We start from the raw sequence: 13142 nt of genomic DNA, 5'->3' as shown, positions 1-13142 counted from the left end.
CACCTGGCGAAAACGGCGCCGACTCAACCGCCGACCAGCGGGGGCGGCGGCGCCGGCTCGGCGCGTACCGCCTCCAGGGCGGCGAGCGCCACGCCGCGCGCGCCGGCCATGTCCCGGTCCGGCACCAGCGCGAAGGTCGCCAGAGCCGCCTGCTCCGCGCGGAGCCGGGTGTGCTGGCGCACCGCCGCCAGGAACCAGTCGCGGAACTCCGGCGCCGTCTCCATCACCCCACCGCCGACGAAGTACGCGTGCGGATCGGTGAAGTTGGCCGCGATGGTGAACAACGCTCCGAGCGCCCGCGCCTGCTGGGCGAAGATCTCCCGGGCCAGTTCGTCGCCGCGCTCGCCGTGGTCGCGGACCAGCTTCGCCGCCCGCGCTGGCGACACACCGGCCAGCGGGTGCTCCGGGAACCGGGTCAGCCAGTACGGCAGCAGGTTGCGCTCGATCCCGGTCAGCGAGGCGACGCTCTCCACGTCACCGACGAAACCGCAGGCGCAGACCGGCACCGGCTGTAGTGGAGCCAGCACCTCCGTCAGCGGAATGTGGACATGTCCCAGTTCGCCGGCCATTCCCGCGGCACCGGCGATCACCCGGCCATCCTGGATCAGGCCGCCGCCCAGCCCGGTGCCGACGATCGCGGAGACCGAGGACCGTCGCATCGCGTCGGCGCCGAAGTGAACGTGGTGGGCGTAGAGCGCCGCCGCGTTGCCGTCGTTGTGGTAGAACACCGGCAGCCCGAGCCGACGCTCCAGCGCGCCCCGGATGTCGTAGCCGCGCCAGGCCGGCTGAGAGAAGTTCGTCGAGCCCTTCGACGAGATCACCCCGGTGGCGCTGGCCGGGCCGGGCGTGTCCAGCCCGACTGCGCGTACCTGCTCGCGGAGCACCCCGGTCAGGGCCAGCACACCGTCGAAGGCGCGGGCCATCGCCTCGACCGCCGCCTCCGGGCCCGCCAGCACCTCGCTGGGCGTCTCCACCAGCCGGTCGACCAGGAACCGCCCGTCGAGCGTGAGCACGGTGGCGTTGTTGCTCGTACCGCCGTTGTCGATCCCGACGACCACCGGCACCGCTGCGCTACCCATCCGACATCCGCCTCCCGCCGTCTGACCTGTGGTGAGGCTAATTCTCGCGCCGCCGACCCGCCATGCCGCTCGGCCGCCGACCCGCGACTCCGGTCGGCCGCCGCGCCGTCATCGCGGTGGCGTCAAGCGCCTCGTCCCGGATCACTTCCGCGACCAGTCCGATCTCGGTCAGCACCGCCCGCAGTTCGTCGACCTGGACCGCGCCGACCTCCACCACCAGGTGCCCGCCGGGCGCGAGCCAGCTCAGCGCGGCAACGGCGATCCGGCGCAGCACCGCCAACCCGTTCGACCCGCCGTCCAGCGCCACCGGTGCCTCGTACCGGCGGGACTCCGCCGGCAGCAGGGTCAGCTCCCCCGTCGGCACGTACGGGGCGTTCGCCACCACCAGGTCAAGGTTGCCGCGCCAGGCGACCGGCAGCGGGTCGAAGAGGTCACCGGCGAAGACCGGCACGGCCAGGTCGGCCAGGTTGCGCCGCGCGCAGGACACCGCCGCCGGGTCCAGGTCGACTGCGGCGAGCAGGCGTGGCGCGACGAGCCGACGGGCCAGGGCCCGGGTGAGCGCGCCGGTGCCGCAGCAGAGCTCGACCACCGCCGCCGCTGGCCCGGTCACCGCGGCGGCTGCCGTGACCAGCAGGGCGGTACGCGCACGCGGCACGAACACCCCGGGCTCGACGACGATCCGCTCACCGCAGAACTCCGCCCAACCGAGCAGGTACTCCAGCGGCTCTCCGGCGACCCGTCGATCCACCAGGCCGGCGAGCATCTCCGGACCGGTGGCGGCCTCGACGAGCAGCCGGGCCTCGTCCTCGGCCCAGACGCAGCCGGCGGCCCGCAGCCGGGCGACCACGGCGGCCCGCTCGACCGGGGAGTCGGGCGCCATCAGACGACGGCGCCCAGTGCGGCCGTGACGTCCGCGACGAGGTCCACGGTGTCCTCCACCCCACAGGAGAGCCGGACGAAACCCGGGGCGGTGTCGTCGCCCCACTGCGCCCGCCGGTCTGCGGTGGTGTGCAGGCCACCGAAGGAGGTCGCCGCCGCAACCAGCCGGGACGCCTCCAGGAACCGGGCGACCCGCTCGGCGCTGCCGAGGTCGAAGGAGAGCACCCCGGGCATCCGCCGTAGCTGGCGCGACGCCACCGGGTACGCCGGATCGTCCGCCCGTCCCGGCCAGCGCAGCCCGGACACGTCGGCGCGCGCCGCCAGCATCCGGGCGAGCGCCTCGGCGTTGGCGCTCTGCCGCCCGAGCCGCAGATCGAGCGTGGCCAGCGAGCGGTGAGCCAGCCAGGCGTCGAAGGCACCAGGCACCGCCCCGGTGGCGGTCCGCCAGGCGGTGAGCTTGTCCAGCAGCTCCGTCGATCGGGTGGCGAGGTAGCCGAGCAGCAGGTCGGAGTGGCCGGTCAACGCCTTGGTGCCGGAGGCGACCACCAGGTCCGCACCGAGGTCCAGCGGACGCTGCCCGAGGGGCGTCGCGGTGGTGTTGTCCACCGCCAGCAGAGCTCCCGTCGAGCGGGCACGCTCGGCCAGCGCGGGCAGGTCGACCACGTCCAGTCCCGGGTTGGCCAGCGTCTCCACCAGCACCAGGCGTACCCCCTCGAAGGACGGGTACGGGCCGGCGGTCGGGGCCAGCAGCACCCGTACGCCGTTGCCGGCCAGGGTCTCGGTGGCGAACGCCCGCACCGCGAAGTAGCCGTCGGCGGGAAGCACCACGGTGTCGCCCGGACGCAGCATCGCCAGCAGCAGGCCGGTGATCGCCGCCTGCCCGCTGGCGAAGACCCGGCACTCACCCCCCTCCAACTCGCCGATCGCCGCCTCCAGCAGCCGACGGGTGGGGTTGTCCGGGCGGCCGTACCAGTTCGGCGGCGTCGCCGACCCCTGCGCGGGGTCGAGGTGGTACGGCGCGGCGAAGACCGGGCCGGGCAGGAAGGGCGCGCCCGGTACGGGCTCAGGCAGGCCGGCGTGCGCACATCGGGTGCCGTCGCCCTGCTCGGGGAAGCGGCCGCCGAGAGACCGGGACTCGTTCACCAGTTCACTCCGGTTTCGTGGTGCGGCTCATCAGGGCCCGTACCGCGACGCGGGGGTCGACGCCCTCGTGGCAGACCAGTTCGACCTGCTCGGTGATCGGCATCTCCACCCTCCGGGCGCGGGCCAGGTCCCGGATCGCCAGAGCGCTCTTCACGCCCTCGGCGGTCTGCCGGGTGGCCACCCGCGCCTCCTCCAGGGTGGCGCCCCGGCCCAGGTGTTCCCCGAAGGTGCGGTTGCGCGCCGACGGTGAGGAGCAGGAGGCGACCAGGTCGCCCATGCCGGCCAGGCCGGCGAAGGTGAGCGGATCCGCGCCGAGGGCCACGCCCAGCCGGGCGGTCTCGGCCAGGCCGCGGGTGACCAACGTCGCCCGGGTGTTGTGGCCGAAGCCCATCGCGGTGGCGATGCCGTACGCCAGGGCGATCACGTTCTTCACCGCCCCGCCCAACTCGCAGCCGATCACGTCGTCGTTGGTGTAGGGGCGGAAGTACGGCGTGGTGATGGCCCGCTGCACCTGCGCGGCCCGGTCGGGGTCGGTGCAGGCGACCACGGTGGCGGCCGGTTGCCCGGCGGCGATCTCCGGTGCCAGGTTGGGGCCGGAGACCACCACCACGCGGTCCGCCGCCACCCCGGCGGTCTCGACGATCACCTCGCTCATCCGCTTGGTGGTGCCGAGTTCGATGCCCTTCATCAGGGAGACCAGCGTGGCATCGGGATGCAGGTGCTCGACCCAGCCGGCGAGGTTGCCACGGAGCGTCTGGGACGGCACCGCCAGCACCACCATCTCCGCACCCGTGATCGCCTCGGCGGCGTCGCCGGTGCCGGTGACCCGCTGCGGCAGCACCGCCCCGGGCAGGTACTCCGGGTTGCTCCGCTGCGCTCGGATGGTGTCGGCGATCGACTGTCGCCGGGCCCAGACGGTGACGTCCCGCCCGGCGTCGGCCAGGATCTTCGCGAACGCCGTACCCCAGGAGCCGGCCCCCAGCACCGCCACATGCCCACTCATGCCAGCGCTCCACGGCGCTCCGCGCGGCCGTCGGGCAGCACCGCACCGCGTTGCTGGACTGCTCGCCCACGCTCGTTCATGCGGTCGCCTCCGGGCGCTGCCCTTCGGCGCTGCCTCGGCCGGCCCGCTGCCACAGGGGCGGAGGCGTGCCGCCCCGGATCTCGGCCAGCATGTCGCGCAGCCGCAGCATGATCACGTCGGTCATCTCCTCAAGCACCTGTCGGCTCGGTGTGGCGCCGGCCCAGCGACTCAGGTCGATCGGCGGCCCGGCCACCACGGTCACCGGGATCCGGGGCCGCAGGTTGAGTCGGTTCCGGCGCGGCTCGAAGATGCGCTCCGGCCCCCACATGGCCACCGGGACCACCGGGGCACCGGTGGCGAGCGCCAGCCGGGCGGCACCGGTCTTGCCCTTCATCGGCCACAGGTTCGGCTCGCGGCTGATGGTGCCCTCCGGGTAGATGATCACCGCACCACCCTCGTCGAGCGCCTTGACCAGGGCGTCCAGCGATCTCGCCGCGTCCACCGAGCCCCGTTCCACGGGAATCTGCCGGCACCGGTGCAGGATCCAGCCGATCACCGGCACCTTGAACACGCTCGCCTTGCCGAGGAACTGCGGCCACCGCCCGGCGTCGTAGACGTAGTGGGCACAGACCAGCGGGTCGGCGTGCGAGATGTGGTTCGGCACGATGATCACCGGGCCGTGGCGCAGGTGCTCCATGCCCCGCCAGGTACGCCGTGTCCAGACGGTCATCACCGGCTTGACCAGCACCACGGCGAGCCATTGCCAGAACCCCAGCCTCCGTCGCCCCACCCTGCCTCCTCGTGCCCGCCCCGATCCGCCCACCGGAAGAGCCCGGTGACACCCGCAGCCGAAATCATGCCTGCTCGCCCCTGGTACGGCCAGTGAGGGTACCGGTGCCGGACTGGCAGGATGGCAGATGTGAGTCAGCCATGGACGGTGGTGGTGCCGGTCAAGCGCCTGACCGCCGCGAAGACCCGGCTGCGCGGCGGAATGCCCGACGTACCGCACGAGGAACTGGCGCTGGCCCTGGCCGCCGACACGCTCGAAGCGGTGCAATCCTGCTCCGAGGTGGCCGAGGTGCGGGTGGTCACGGCCGACCCACGGGTGGCCGACACGGCCCGTCGGGCGGGTGCCCGGATCCTGCCGGAGGTCGCGGGCACCGGCCTGAACGCCGCGTTCCGGAACGGCGCGGCCGGCGTCGCCGGCTGGGTGGCCGGGCTCACCGCCGACCTGCCCGCGCTGCGCCCGGCCGAACTGGCGGCGGCGCTGCGGGCGGCCCAGGCCGACCCTCCGGGCGTACGCCGCTTCGTGGCCGACGCGCCGGGAACCGGCACCGTGCTGCTGGCCGCGCCGCCGGGCGTACCCCTGCAACCCCGGTTCGGGCCCGGCTCGGCCGCCGCGCACGCGGCCGGCGGCGCCCACCCGCTCACCGGCGACTGGCCCAGCCTGCGACGCGACGTGGACACCGCGGCCGACCTGGCTGCGGCGGCCCGGCTCGGGCTCGGGCCGCGCACCACGGCGCTGACCGTCGGCTGCCGCACCGGGGCGACGCGGAGGCGACGGTGTACCGTGCTGGGCATGCAGGGCACGGTGGCGACCTTCGACGCGGCGACGCGCACCGGCCTGCTGCTGCTCGACGACGGCACTGAGCTGTCGTTCCCCGCGCGGGCCTTCGACGCCTCCGGGCTGCGGCTGCTCCGGCTCGGCCAGCGCGTCCGGGTCGAGACCGACGCCGACGGCGACGTCGTCCGGGTGACGCTTCCGACGATGTCCTGAGGTACCCAGCCGAAGTTCATTCGGCGTTAACCCTGATCGGGTGATTATGAGCGGGTGAGCACCCCCCGCGAACGCCCCGACAGCCCCGCCGTCACCGACGACCTGGCCAACGGCGACGGCGGCCGGTCGCGGGGGCCCGACGGGCGGTTCCGTTCGACCCGACCGACCCCCGACGATGTGGCCGGCACCGATCCGGCGGCCGCCTCCGCCGGGCTGGACGAGGTGCTCGATCCGGTCGCCGAGCCCGGGTTGCCGGAGCTGGCCACCGAGGAACCCCCGGCCGCCCAACCCCTGCCCGAGGAGCGGTTCCGCAACCGGGAACTGTCCTGGCTCGACTTCAACGCCCGGGTGCTGGCGCTGGCCGAGGACCCGGGTACGCCTCTGCTGGAGCGGGCCAAGTTCCTGGCCATCTTCGCCAGCAACCTCGACGAGTTCTACATGGTGCGGGTGGCCGGGCTGAAGCGGCGACTCTCCGCCGGCCTGCCGGTACGCGGCGGCGACGGGCTTCCGCTACGCACCCAGCTCGAGATGGTGGCCGAGAAGGCCGCCGCCCTGGTGACCCGGCACGCCGCCTGCTTCGTCGACGACGTACTGCCGAAGCTGGCCGCCGAGGGCATCCAGGTGCTGCGCTGGTCCGACCTCGGCGAGGCCGAACAGGAGCGGCTGCGCAGCTACTTCCGGGACCAGATTTTTCCGGTGCTCACGCCGCTCGCGGTCGACCCGGCCCACCCCTTCCCGTACATCTCGGGCCGGTCGCTCAACCTGGCCGTGTCGGTGCGCGATCCGGACGGCGGGCCGGAGCTGTTCGCGCGGGTGAAGGTGCCCAACAACGTGCCGCGGTTCGTCCGGGTCGACCGGGACCAGCCCGGGGTCCGGATGCTGCCGGTGGAGGACCTCATCTCGGTGCACCTCGGGCAGCTCTTCTCCGGCATGCAGGTGGTCGAGTGCCACCTGTTCCGGGTCACCCGCAACGCCGAGGTGGAGGTCGACGAGGACCGCGACGAGGATCTGCTCCAGGCCCTGGAGCGGGAGCTGGCCCGACGCCGGTTCGGCCCGCCGGTCCGGCTGGAGGTGGCCGCGTCGATCTCCGACCACATGCTCGAACTGCTGGTCCGCGAACTGGACATGGACACCCAGGACGTGCTGCGGGTCCGGGGACTGCTCGACCTTTCCGCGCTGTGGCAGTTGTACGGCGAAGCCGACCGGCCCGACCTGAAGGACCCGCCGTTCGTCCCGGCCACCCATCCGCGACTCACCGAGGGTGAGGTGCCGCGCAGCGTCTTCGCCACGCTGCGCGACGGGGACGTGCTGGTGCACCATCCGTACCACTCGTTCGCCACCAGCGTGCAGCGCTTCATCGAGCAGGCCGCCGCCGACCCTGACGTGCTGGCCATCAAGCAGACCCTCTACCGGACCAGCGGCGACTCACCGATTGTGGACGCGCTGGTCGAGGCCGCCGCCGCCGGCAAGCAGGTGGTGGTGCTGGTCGAGTTGAAGGCGCGCTTCGACGAGGTGGCCAACATCGGCTGGGCGCGCACCCTGGAACGCGCCGGCTGCCACGTGGTCTACGGCCTGGTCGGTCTGAAGACCCACTGCAAGACCGCCCTGGTGGTACGCCAGGAGGGCAACCAGATCCGGCGCTACTGCCACATCGGCACCGGCAACTACCACCCCAAGACCGCGCGGCTCTACGAGGACTTCGGCATGCTCACCGCCGACCCGGAGATCGGCGCCGACCTGACCGACCTGTTCAACGTGCTCACCGGCTACAGCCGGCAGACCGCGTACCGGCGATTGCTGGTGGCGCCGCAGGGCATCCGCAGTGGCCTGATCGAACGGATCCAGCGCGAGATCGCCCACGTCCGGCTCGGCCAGCCGGGGCTCGTGCAGTTCAAGGTGAACGCGCTGGTCGACGAGGAAATCACCGACGCGCTGTACCGAGCGTCCCAGGCCGGGGTGCACGTCGACCTGATCATCCGGGGCATGTGCATGCTGCGCCCGGGGGTGCCGGGGCTGTCGGAGAACATCCGGGTCCGCTCGATCCTCGGCCGCTTTCTGGAACACTCCCGGATCTTCCGCTTCGGCAACAACGGCGACGCCGAGTTCTGGATCGGCTCGGCCGATCTGATGCACCGCAACCTGGACCGGCGGGTCGAGGCGCTGGTCCAGGTCAGCGATCCGGTGGCCCGGGCCGAGCTGGATCACGTGCTCGGCGCGGCGATGAGCCCCGACGTCGAGGCGTTCGAGTTGGGCGCCGACGGCGAGTGGACCCGGCGTACCGGCTCGCCGGAGGCACCCCTGGCTCACCTGCAGGATCTGTTGCTCCGTCGGGTCGGCGGCAAGACCGGCTGAGGGCGCGGGCATAGGCTGAGCAGATGGTGGAGGCGATCCGGGCGGCCGGCGGCGTGGTGTGGCGGCCGGTGCCGGACGGCGGCGTCCAGGTCTGCCTGGTGCACCGTCCCCGCTACGGGGACTGGACGTTGCCGAAGGGCAAGCTGGAAGCGGGTGAGCATGCCCTGATCGCCGCCGCGCGGGAGGTCGCCGAGGAGGCCGACGCCCAAGCGGTACCGCAGGTCCGGCTGCCCAGCGCGCAGTACCGCAGCGAGGGCCGGTCCAAGACGGTCGACTACTGGTCCATGCGGGCGGTGGGCACCGGCGGGTTCCAGCCCGACACCGAGGTCGACGCGGTGCGCTGGCTGAAGGTGGACGAGGCGGTGGCTCTGGTCAGCTATCCGCACGACGCGGAGGTGCTGGCCGCGTTCGCCGCACTGCCGCCGGTCACCACGACGATGATGCTGGTCCGGCACGGGCACGCGGGGAAGCGGCTGAGCTGGTCCGGTCCGGACAGGGGACGGCCGCTGGACGCACGCGGCTGGTCCGAGGCGTACGCCTTGGCGCCACTGATAGAGCTGATCCGCCCCGTACGCCTGCTCTCCGCCTCGCCCCGTCGGTGCGTGCAGACCCTGGACCCGGCCGCTGCGGCGCTGGGCCTGCCGATCGAGGTGTGCGGCGACCTGGACGAGCCGCTCGCGGGCCAGCAGCCCGACGAGTGCGTGCTGGCCGCAGCGGGGCGGCTGGCGATGCTGGCCGCTGCCGGCGAGACGGTTGCGGTGTGCAGCCAGGGCAAGGTGATCCCGGGGGCGTTGGAACGGCTCGCCGGGCGGTGCGGCGACTACCGCACCGACAAGGGCGGCGGTTGGCTGCTCGCCTTCGCCGGCGACAGACTGCTCGCCGCCGACCGCCTCTGAGCGATCGCGCCGCCTCTGAGCGACCGTGGCGTCACCCGCTCACCGGCATAGCAGTATCCCCAACGCGCAGCCTTTGCTCTGCTTCAACCCACGCAACGGTTCGCCGCCGAAACCGGTGCGTCCGGTGAAGCAGAGCAAAGGCTGCCGCGCCTCTACCCTGGGCTGCCGTGGGGCTGGGTGAATGGCTGCATTCAGCGGTCAGCCTGCCGGCCCACGGGTGGCGGCGGGCCGGAAGGCCGGGCCGGCCGGTGAGCAGGGTGTGGGTGCCGGCTCGCGCGGTACATGGTGAGGGCGCCCACCGTGGTGGCGGGCGCCCTCGTCGTACGGCCGGCTCAGCGCCGGGTCGCTGCCTTCCTGGCCGGGGCCTTCTTCGCCGGGGCCTTCTTCGCCGTCGCGGTCTTCTTGGCCGCGGTGGCCTTGGTCGCCGCGGCGGTCTTCTTCGCCGGCGCAGCCTTCTTCGCGGCAGCCTTCTTCGCCGGCGCGGCCTTCTTCGCGGCAGCCTTCTTCGCTGGCGCGGCCTTCTTGGCCGTGGTCTTGGTGGCCTTGGCCGTGGTGGTCTTCTTGGCCGCCGTGGTCTTCGCCGCCGCCGTCTTCTTCGCCGCCGCCTTCGCACCGGTCGCCTTCGCACCGGTGGTCTTGGCGGTGGCCGCAGCGGCCTTCTTCGCCGCCGCCGTGGCCCTCGGCACCTTGCCGCTGGCCACCATTTCCTTGAACCCGGCGCCCGGGCGGAAGGTCGGCACAGAGGTCTTCTTGACCTTCACCGCCTCACCCGTACGCGGGTTGCGCGCTGTTCGCGCCCCCCGTACGCGCTTCTCGAACGCTCCGAAACCGGTGATCGCCACCTTCTCGCCCTTGGTGACCGCCGCCTGGACCTCAGCGAGGACCGCGTCGAGCGCTGCCGTCGCCGTCTTCCGGTCCCCCAGGCGAACGGCGAGCGCCTCGATGAGCTCGGCCTTGTTCACTACTTCCTCCTGATTGTGCAACTGACTCGACGCGAGCCATTCTGCGCGCACGGTATGCCCTGTGCTGCCGGGACACAAACATTCTGTCGAAAAAAGCCCTTGTGTCGTAACGAATTCGCCCCCACCGGTGGCACCGGTGGGGGCGAAATCGGCTGTGCGAAGCGCGAAGGGCTAGGCGACCCGGGGCAGGAACGTCGGTCGGGCGGCCTCGAAGGCGGTGATCCGGTCGGCATGCCGGAGGGTGAGTCCAATGTCGTCCAAGCCCTCCATCAGCCGCCAACGGCTGAAGTCGTCGAGCGGGAACGACCACGTGGAGGAGCCGGCGTGGACCTGCCGGGAGGTCAGGTCGACGGTGATCGCGGCGGTCGGGTCGGATTCGACCAGATCCCAGATCTCCTCGACGGCTTTCAATTCCAACTCGACCGGCAGCAGACCTTCCTTGAGGGCATTGCCCCGGAAGATGTCACCGAAGCGTGGCGAGATCACCACGCGGAATCCGTAGTCGCGCAGCGCCCATACGGCATGCTCCCGGGACGATCCGGTGCCGAACTCCGGCCCCGCCACGAGAATCGACGCACCGGAATATGATTCATCATTGAGTACGAATTCCGGGTCCTCGCGCCACGCGCTGAACAACCCGTCGGCGAAGCCGGTACGGGTCACCCGCTTGAGGTACACGGCCGGGATGATCTGGTCGGTGTCCACGTCGGACCGACGCAGCGGCACGGCGGTGCCGGTGTGCACGGTGAACTTTTCCATCTCTCGCAGCCCTTCTACAGGTCGGCGGGGGCGGCCAGCCGGCCGACGACGGCAGTGGCGGCGGCCACCGGCGGGCTGACCAGGTGGGTACGCCCACCCCGGCCCTGGCGGCCCTCGAAGTTGCGGTTGGAGGTCGAGGCGGAGCGCTGCCCCGGGGAGAGCGTGTCCGGGTTCATGCCCAGGCACATGGAGCAGCCGGCGAAGCGCCACTCGGCACCGGCATCGGTGAAGACCTTGTCCAACCCTTCCGCCTCGGCCGCCTCCCGGACGGCGGCGGAACCGGGCACCACCAGCATGCGTACGCCGTCGGCCACCCGGTGGCCGCGCAGCACGTCGGCGGCGGCCCGCAGGTCCTCCAGCCGCCCGTTGGTGCAGGAGCCGACGAAGACCACGTCGACGGAAAGGTCCCGCAGCGGCGTGCCCGGCCGCAGGTCCATGTACTCCAGCGCGCGCCGGGCGGCCGCCCGCTCCGGCTCGGTGTCGAAGGACTCCGGGGCCGGAACCGTCGCACCCAGCGGTACGCCCTGACCGGGGTTGGTGCCCCAGGTCACGAACGGCGTGATCTCAGCGGCGTCGAGGGTGACCTCGGCGTCGAAGGCCGCTCCTTCGTCGGTCGGCAGCGTCCGCCAGTAGGCCAGCGCCGCGTCCCAGTCCGCGCCGGTCGGCGCGTTAGGCCGCCCCTTCAGGTACGCGAACGTGGTCTCGTCCGGCGCGATCATGCCGGCCTTGGCGCCCCACTCGATGGACATGTTGGCGATGGTCATCCGGCCTTCCATGGACAGCGCCCGGATCGCCTCACCGCGGTACTCCACGATGTGCCCGCGCCCACCGCCGGTGCCCACCTTGGCGATCAGCGCGAGCACCAGGTCCTTCGCGGTGACGCCGGGGCCGAGCTGACCGTTGACGGTGACCGCCATCGTCTTCGGCCGGGCCTGCGGCAGCGTCTGGGTGGCCAGCACGTGTTCAACCTCACTGGTGCCGATGCCGAACGCCAGTGCCCCGAATGCGCCGTGGGTGGCGGTGTGCGAGTCGCCGCAGACGATGGTCATGCCGGGCTGGGTGAGCCCGAGCTGCGGACCGATGACGTGCACGATGCCCTGGTTCTCGTCGCCCAGCGGGTGCAGCTTCACGCCGAACTCGGCGCAGTTGCGCCGCAGCGTCTCGATCTGGGTGCGCGAGGTGGGATCGGCGATGGTGAGCAGATCGCCACGACGCTGCTGGAAGGAGGGATCGGCGTACCCGGTCGGGGTGTTGTGGTCCTCGGTCGCGAGGGTGAGGTCGGTACGGCGCACCCGGCGGCCGGCGAGCCGCAGCCCGTCGAACGCCTGCGGGCTGGTCACCTCGTGCAGCAGGTGCAGGTCGATGAAGAGCAGATCGGGCTCACCATCGGCGGACCGGACGACGTGCGCGTCCCAGACCTTCTCGGCCAGGGTCCTGGGTTCAGGAGTAGCTCCCACCATCTGGACTTCCTAAATTCTGGGAGGTAAATTTCGGCTTGTGGGACACAGTATGAGCGGTGTCGGCGTTCTCGACAAGGCGGTGGTCATCCTGGCCGCCTGTGTCGACGGCGCCAGCCTGGCCGAACTCGTTGAACGCACCAAGCTGCCCCGGGCCACAGCGCACCGGCTGGCGCAGGCGCTCGAGATCCATCGGATGCTGGTCCGGGACACCCAGGGGCGCTGGCGCCCCGGTCCACGCCTGGGCGAACTGGCCAACGCCGCGCCGGACGTGCTGCTGACCGCGGCCGAGCCGCTGCTGGCCGCCCTGCGCGACGCCACCGGCGAGAGCGCCCAGCTCTACCTGCGCCGGGCGGACGAACGGATCTGCGTGGCCGCCGCCGAACGGGCCAGTGGTCTGCGCGACACCGTCCCGGTCGGCTCGGTGCTGCCGATGACCGCCGGATCGGCGGCACAGATCCTGCTCGCCTGGGAGCCGCCCGAGGCGGTGATGCCGCTGCTGCCCCGGTCGAAGTTCACCGGCCGCACCCTGGCCGAGGTACGCCGCCGCGGCTGGGCGCAGAGCGTCGCCGAACGCGAGGCCGGTGTGGCGAGCGTCTCCGCCCCCATCCGCGACCGCACCGGCCGAGTCATCGCCGCCATCAGCATCTCCGGCCCGATCGAGCGCCTGGGCCGACGCCCCGGCGAACGCCACGCCATGGCCGTAGTTAGAGCCGGCCAACGCCTCTCCGGCCTCTGACCCGTCCCTGGGAGAGGGGCGGGGATGGGATGGGATGGAAAGGCCCGTCTCGCGGAGGCGAGACGGGCCTGGTGT

General features: G+C 72.4%; 11 protein-coding genes and 1 pseudogene. 4 read left to right on the top strand and 8 right to left on the bottom strand.

Annotation, left to right across the window (positions count from 1 at the left end):
- Positions 1-23: 23 nt before the first annotated feature.
- From Vqi01_RS17490 to Vqi01_RS17470, 5 genes are all read right to left on the bottom strand, one after another.
- Complete coding sequence (locus Vqi01_RS17490; RefSeq protein WP_204035876.1) at positions 24-1079, bottom strand: ROK family protein; 1056 nt, start codon at positions 1077-1079, stop codon at positions 24-26.
- 37 nt (positions 1080-1116) lie between these two features.
- Entirely contained in the window at positions 1117-1959 is an 843-nt protein-coding gene (locus tag Vqi01_RS17485) for a putative protein N(5)-glutamine methyltransferase (protein ID WP_204035875.1), read from the bottom strand.
- A complete protein-coding gene (locus Vqi01_RS17480; RefSeq protein ID WP_204035874.1) occupies positions 1959-3101 on the bottom strand; it encodes a cystathionine gamma-lyase in 1143 nt (380 codons plus the stop codon). The genes Vqi01_RS17485 and Vqi01_RS17480 overlap by 1 nt, the downstream gene beginning before the upstream one ends.
- Before the next feature lie 4 nt (positions 3102-3105).
- Positions 3106-4104, bottom strand: coding sequence for an NAD(P)H-dependent glycerol-3-phosphate dehydrogenase (locus Vqi01_RS17475; RefSeq protein ID WP_204035873.1), 999 nt, complete (start codon positions 4102-4104; stop codon positions 3106-3108).
- Positions 4105-4180: 76 nt separating this feature from the next.
- Positions 4181-4915, bottom strand: coding sequence for a lysophospholipid acyltransferase family protein (locus Vqi01_RS17470; RefSeq protein ID WP_204035872.1), 735 nt, complete (start codon positions 4913-4915; stop codon positions 4181-4183).
- 129 nt (positions 4916-5044) lie between these two features.
- Here Vqi01_RS17470 and cofC point away from each other — a divergent pair.
- From cofC to Vqi01_RS17455, 3 genes and pseudogenes are all read left to right on the top strand, one after another.
- Positions 5045-5674: pseudogene (cofC, locus tag Vqi01_RS30810) on the top strand (2-phospho-L-lactate guanylyltransferase); the annotation flags it as partial.
- 282 nt (positions 5675-5956) lie between these two features.
- Positions 5957-8254, top strand: a complete 2298-nt coding sequence (locus Vqi01_RS17460; RefSeq protein WP_204035870.1) for an RNA degradosome polyphosphate kinase — start codon at positions 5957-5959, stop codon at positions 8252-8254.
- 23 nt (positions 8255-8277) lie between these two features.
- Positions 8278-9150 (top strand): NUDIX hydrolase, encoded by an 873-nt coding sequence (locus Vqi01_RS17455; protein WP_204035869.1) that lies wholly within the window; start codon positions 8278-8280, stop codon positions 9148-9150.
- Between the two features lie 332 nt (positions 9151-9482).
- Here Vqi01_RS17455 and Vqi01_RS17450 read toward each other — a convergent pair whose 3' ends face one another.
- The 3 genes from Vqi01_RS17450 to leuC all read right to left on the bottom strand — a co-directional run bounded on the left by Vqi01_RS17450 (position 9483) and on the right by leuC (position 12331).
- On the bottom strand, positions 9483-10112 hold the full coding sequence (locus Vqi01_RS17450; RefSeq protein ID WP_204035868.1) for an HU family DNA-binding protein: 630 nt from the start codon (positions 10110-10112) through the stop codon (positions 9483-9485).
- 171 nt (positions 10113-10283) lie between these two features.
- Positions 10284-10871, bottom strand: coding sequence for a 3-isopropylmalate dehydratase small subunit (leuD, locus tag Vqi01_RS17445; RefSeq protein WP_204035867.1), 588 nt, complete (start codon positions 10869-10871; stop codon positions 10284-10286).
- Positions 10872-10885: 14 nt separating this feature from the next.
- The gene (gene leuC / locus Vqi01_RS17440; protein WP_204035866.1) at positions 10886-12331 is read right to left on the bottom strand and encodes a 3-isopropylmalate dehydratase large subunit; all 1446 of its coding nucleotides are present in this window, start codon (positions 12329-12331) and stop codon (positions 10886-10888) included.
- 49 nt (positions 12332-12380) lie between these two features.
- On the opposite strand from leuC, the gene Vqi01_RS17435 reads away from it, so the two are divergent.
- The gene (locus Vqi01_RS17435; RefSeq protein ID WP_013284529.1) at positions 12381-13067 is read left to right on the top strand and encodes an IclR family transcriptional regulator; all 687 of its coding nucleotides are present in this window, start codon (positions 12381-12383) and stop codon (positions 13065-13067) included.
- Positions 13068-13142: the final 75 nt, after the last annotated feature.

Source organism: Micromonospora qiuiae, from assembly GCF_016863555.1.
Lineage (GTDB): Bacteria > Actinomycetota > Actinomycetes > Mycobacteriales > Micromonosporaceae > Micromonospora > Micromonospora qiuiae.
The sequence above is the reverse complement of the archived record's forward strand: the minus strand, read 5'-3'. Positions and strand labels throughout refer to the sequence as shown.

Coding starts and splice junctions, on each gene's coding strand:
- Vqi01_RS17490 (WP_204035876.1), bottom strand. CDS start 1,079: ATGGGTAGCGCAGCGGTGCCGGTGGTCGTCGGGATCGACAACGGCGGT.
- Vqi01_RS17485 (WP_204035875.1), bottom strand. CDS start 1,959: ATGGCGCCCGACTCCCCGGTCGAGCGGGCCGCCGTGGTCGCCCGGCTG.
- Vqi01_RS17475 (WP_204035873.1), bottom strand. CDS start 4,104: ATGAGTGGGCATGTGGCGGTGCTGGGGGCCGGCTCCTGGGGTACGGCG.
- Vqi01_RS17455 (WP_204035869.1), top strand. CDS start 8,278: ATGGTGGAGGCGATCCGGGCGGCCGGCGGCGTGGTGTGGCGGCCGGTG.
- leuD (WP_204035867.1), bottom strand. CDS start 10,871: ATGGAAAAGTTCACCGTGCACACCGGCACCGCCGTGCCGCTGCGTCGG.
- leuC (WP_204035866.1), bottom strand. CDS start 12,331: ATGGTGGGAGCTACTCCTGAACCCAGGACCCTGGCCGAGAAGGTCTGG.
- Vqi01_RS17435 (WP_013284529.1), top strand. CDS start 12,381: ATGAGCGGTGTCGGCGTTCTCGACAAGGCGGTGGTCATCCTGGCCGCC.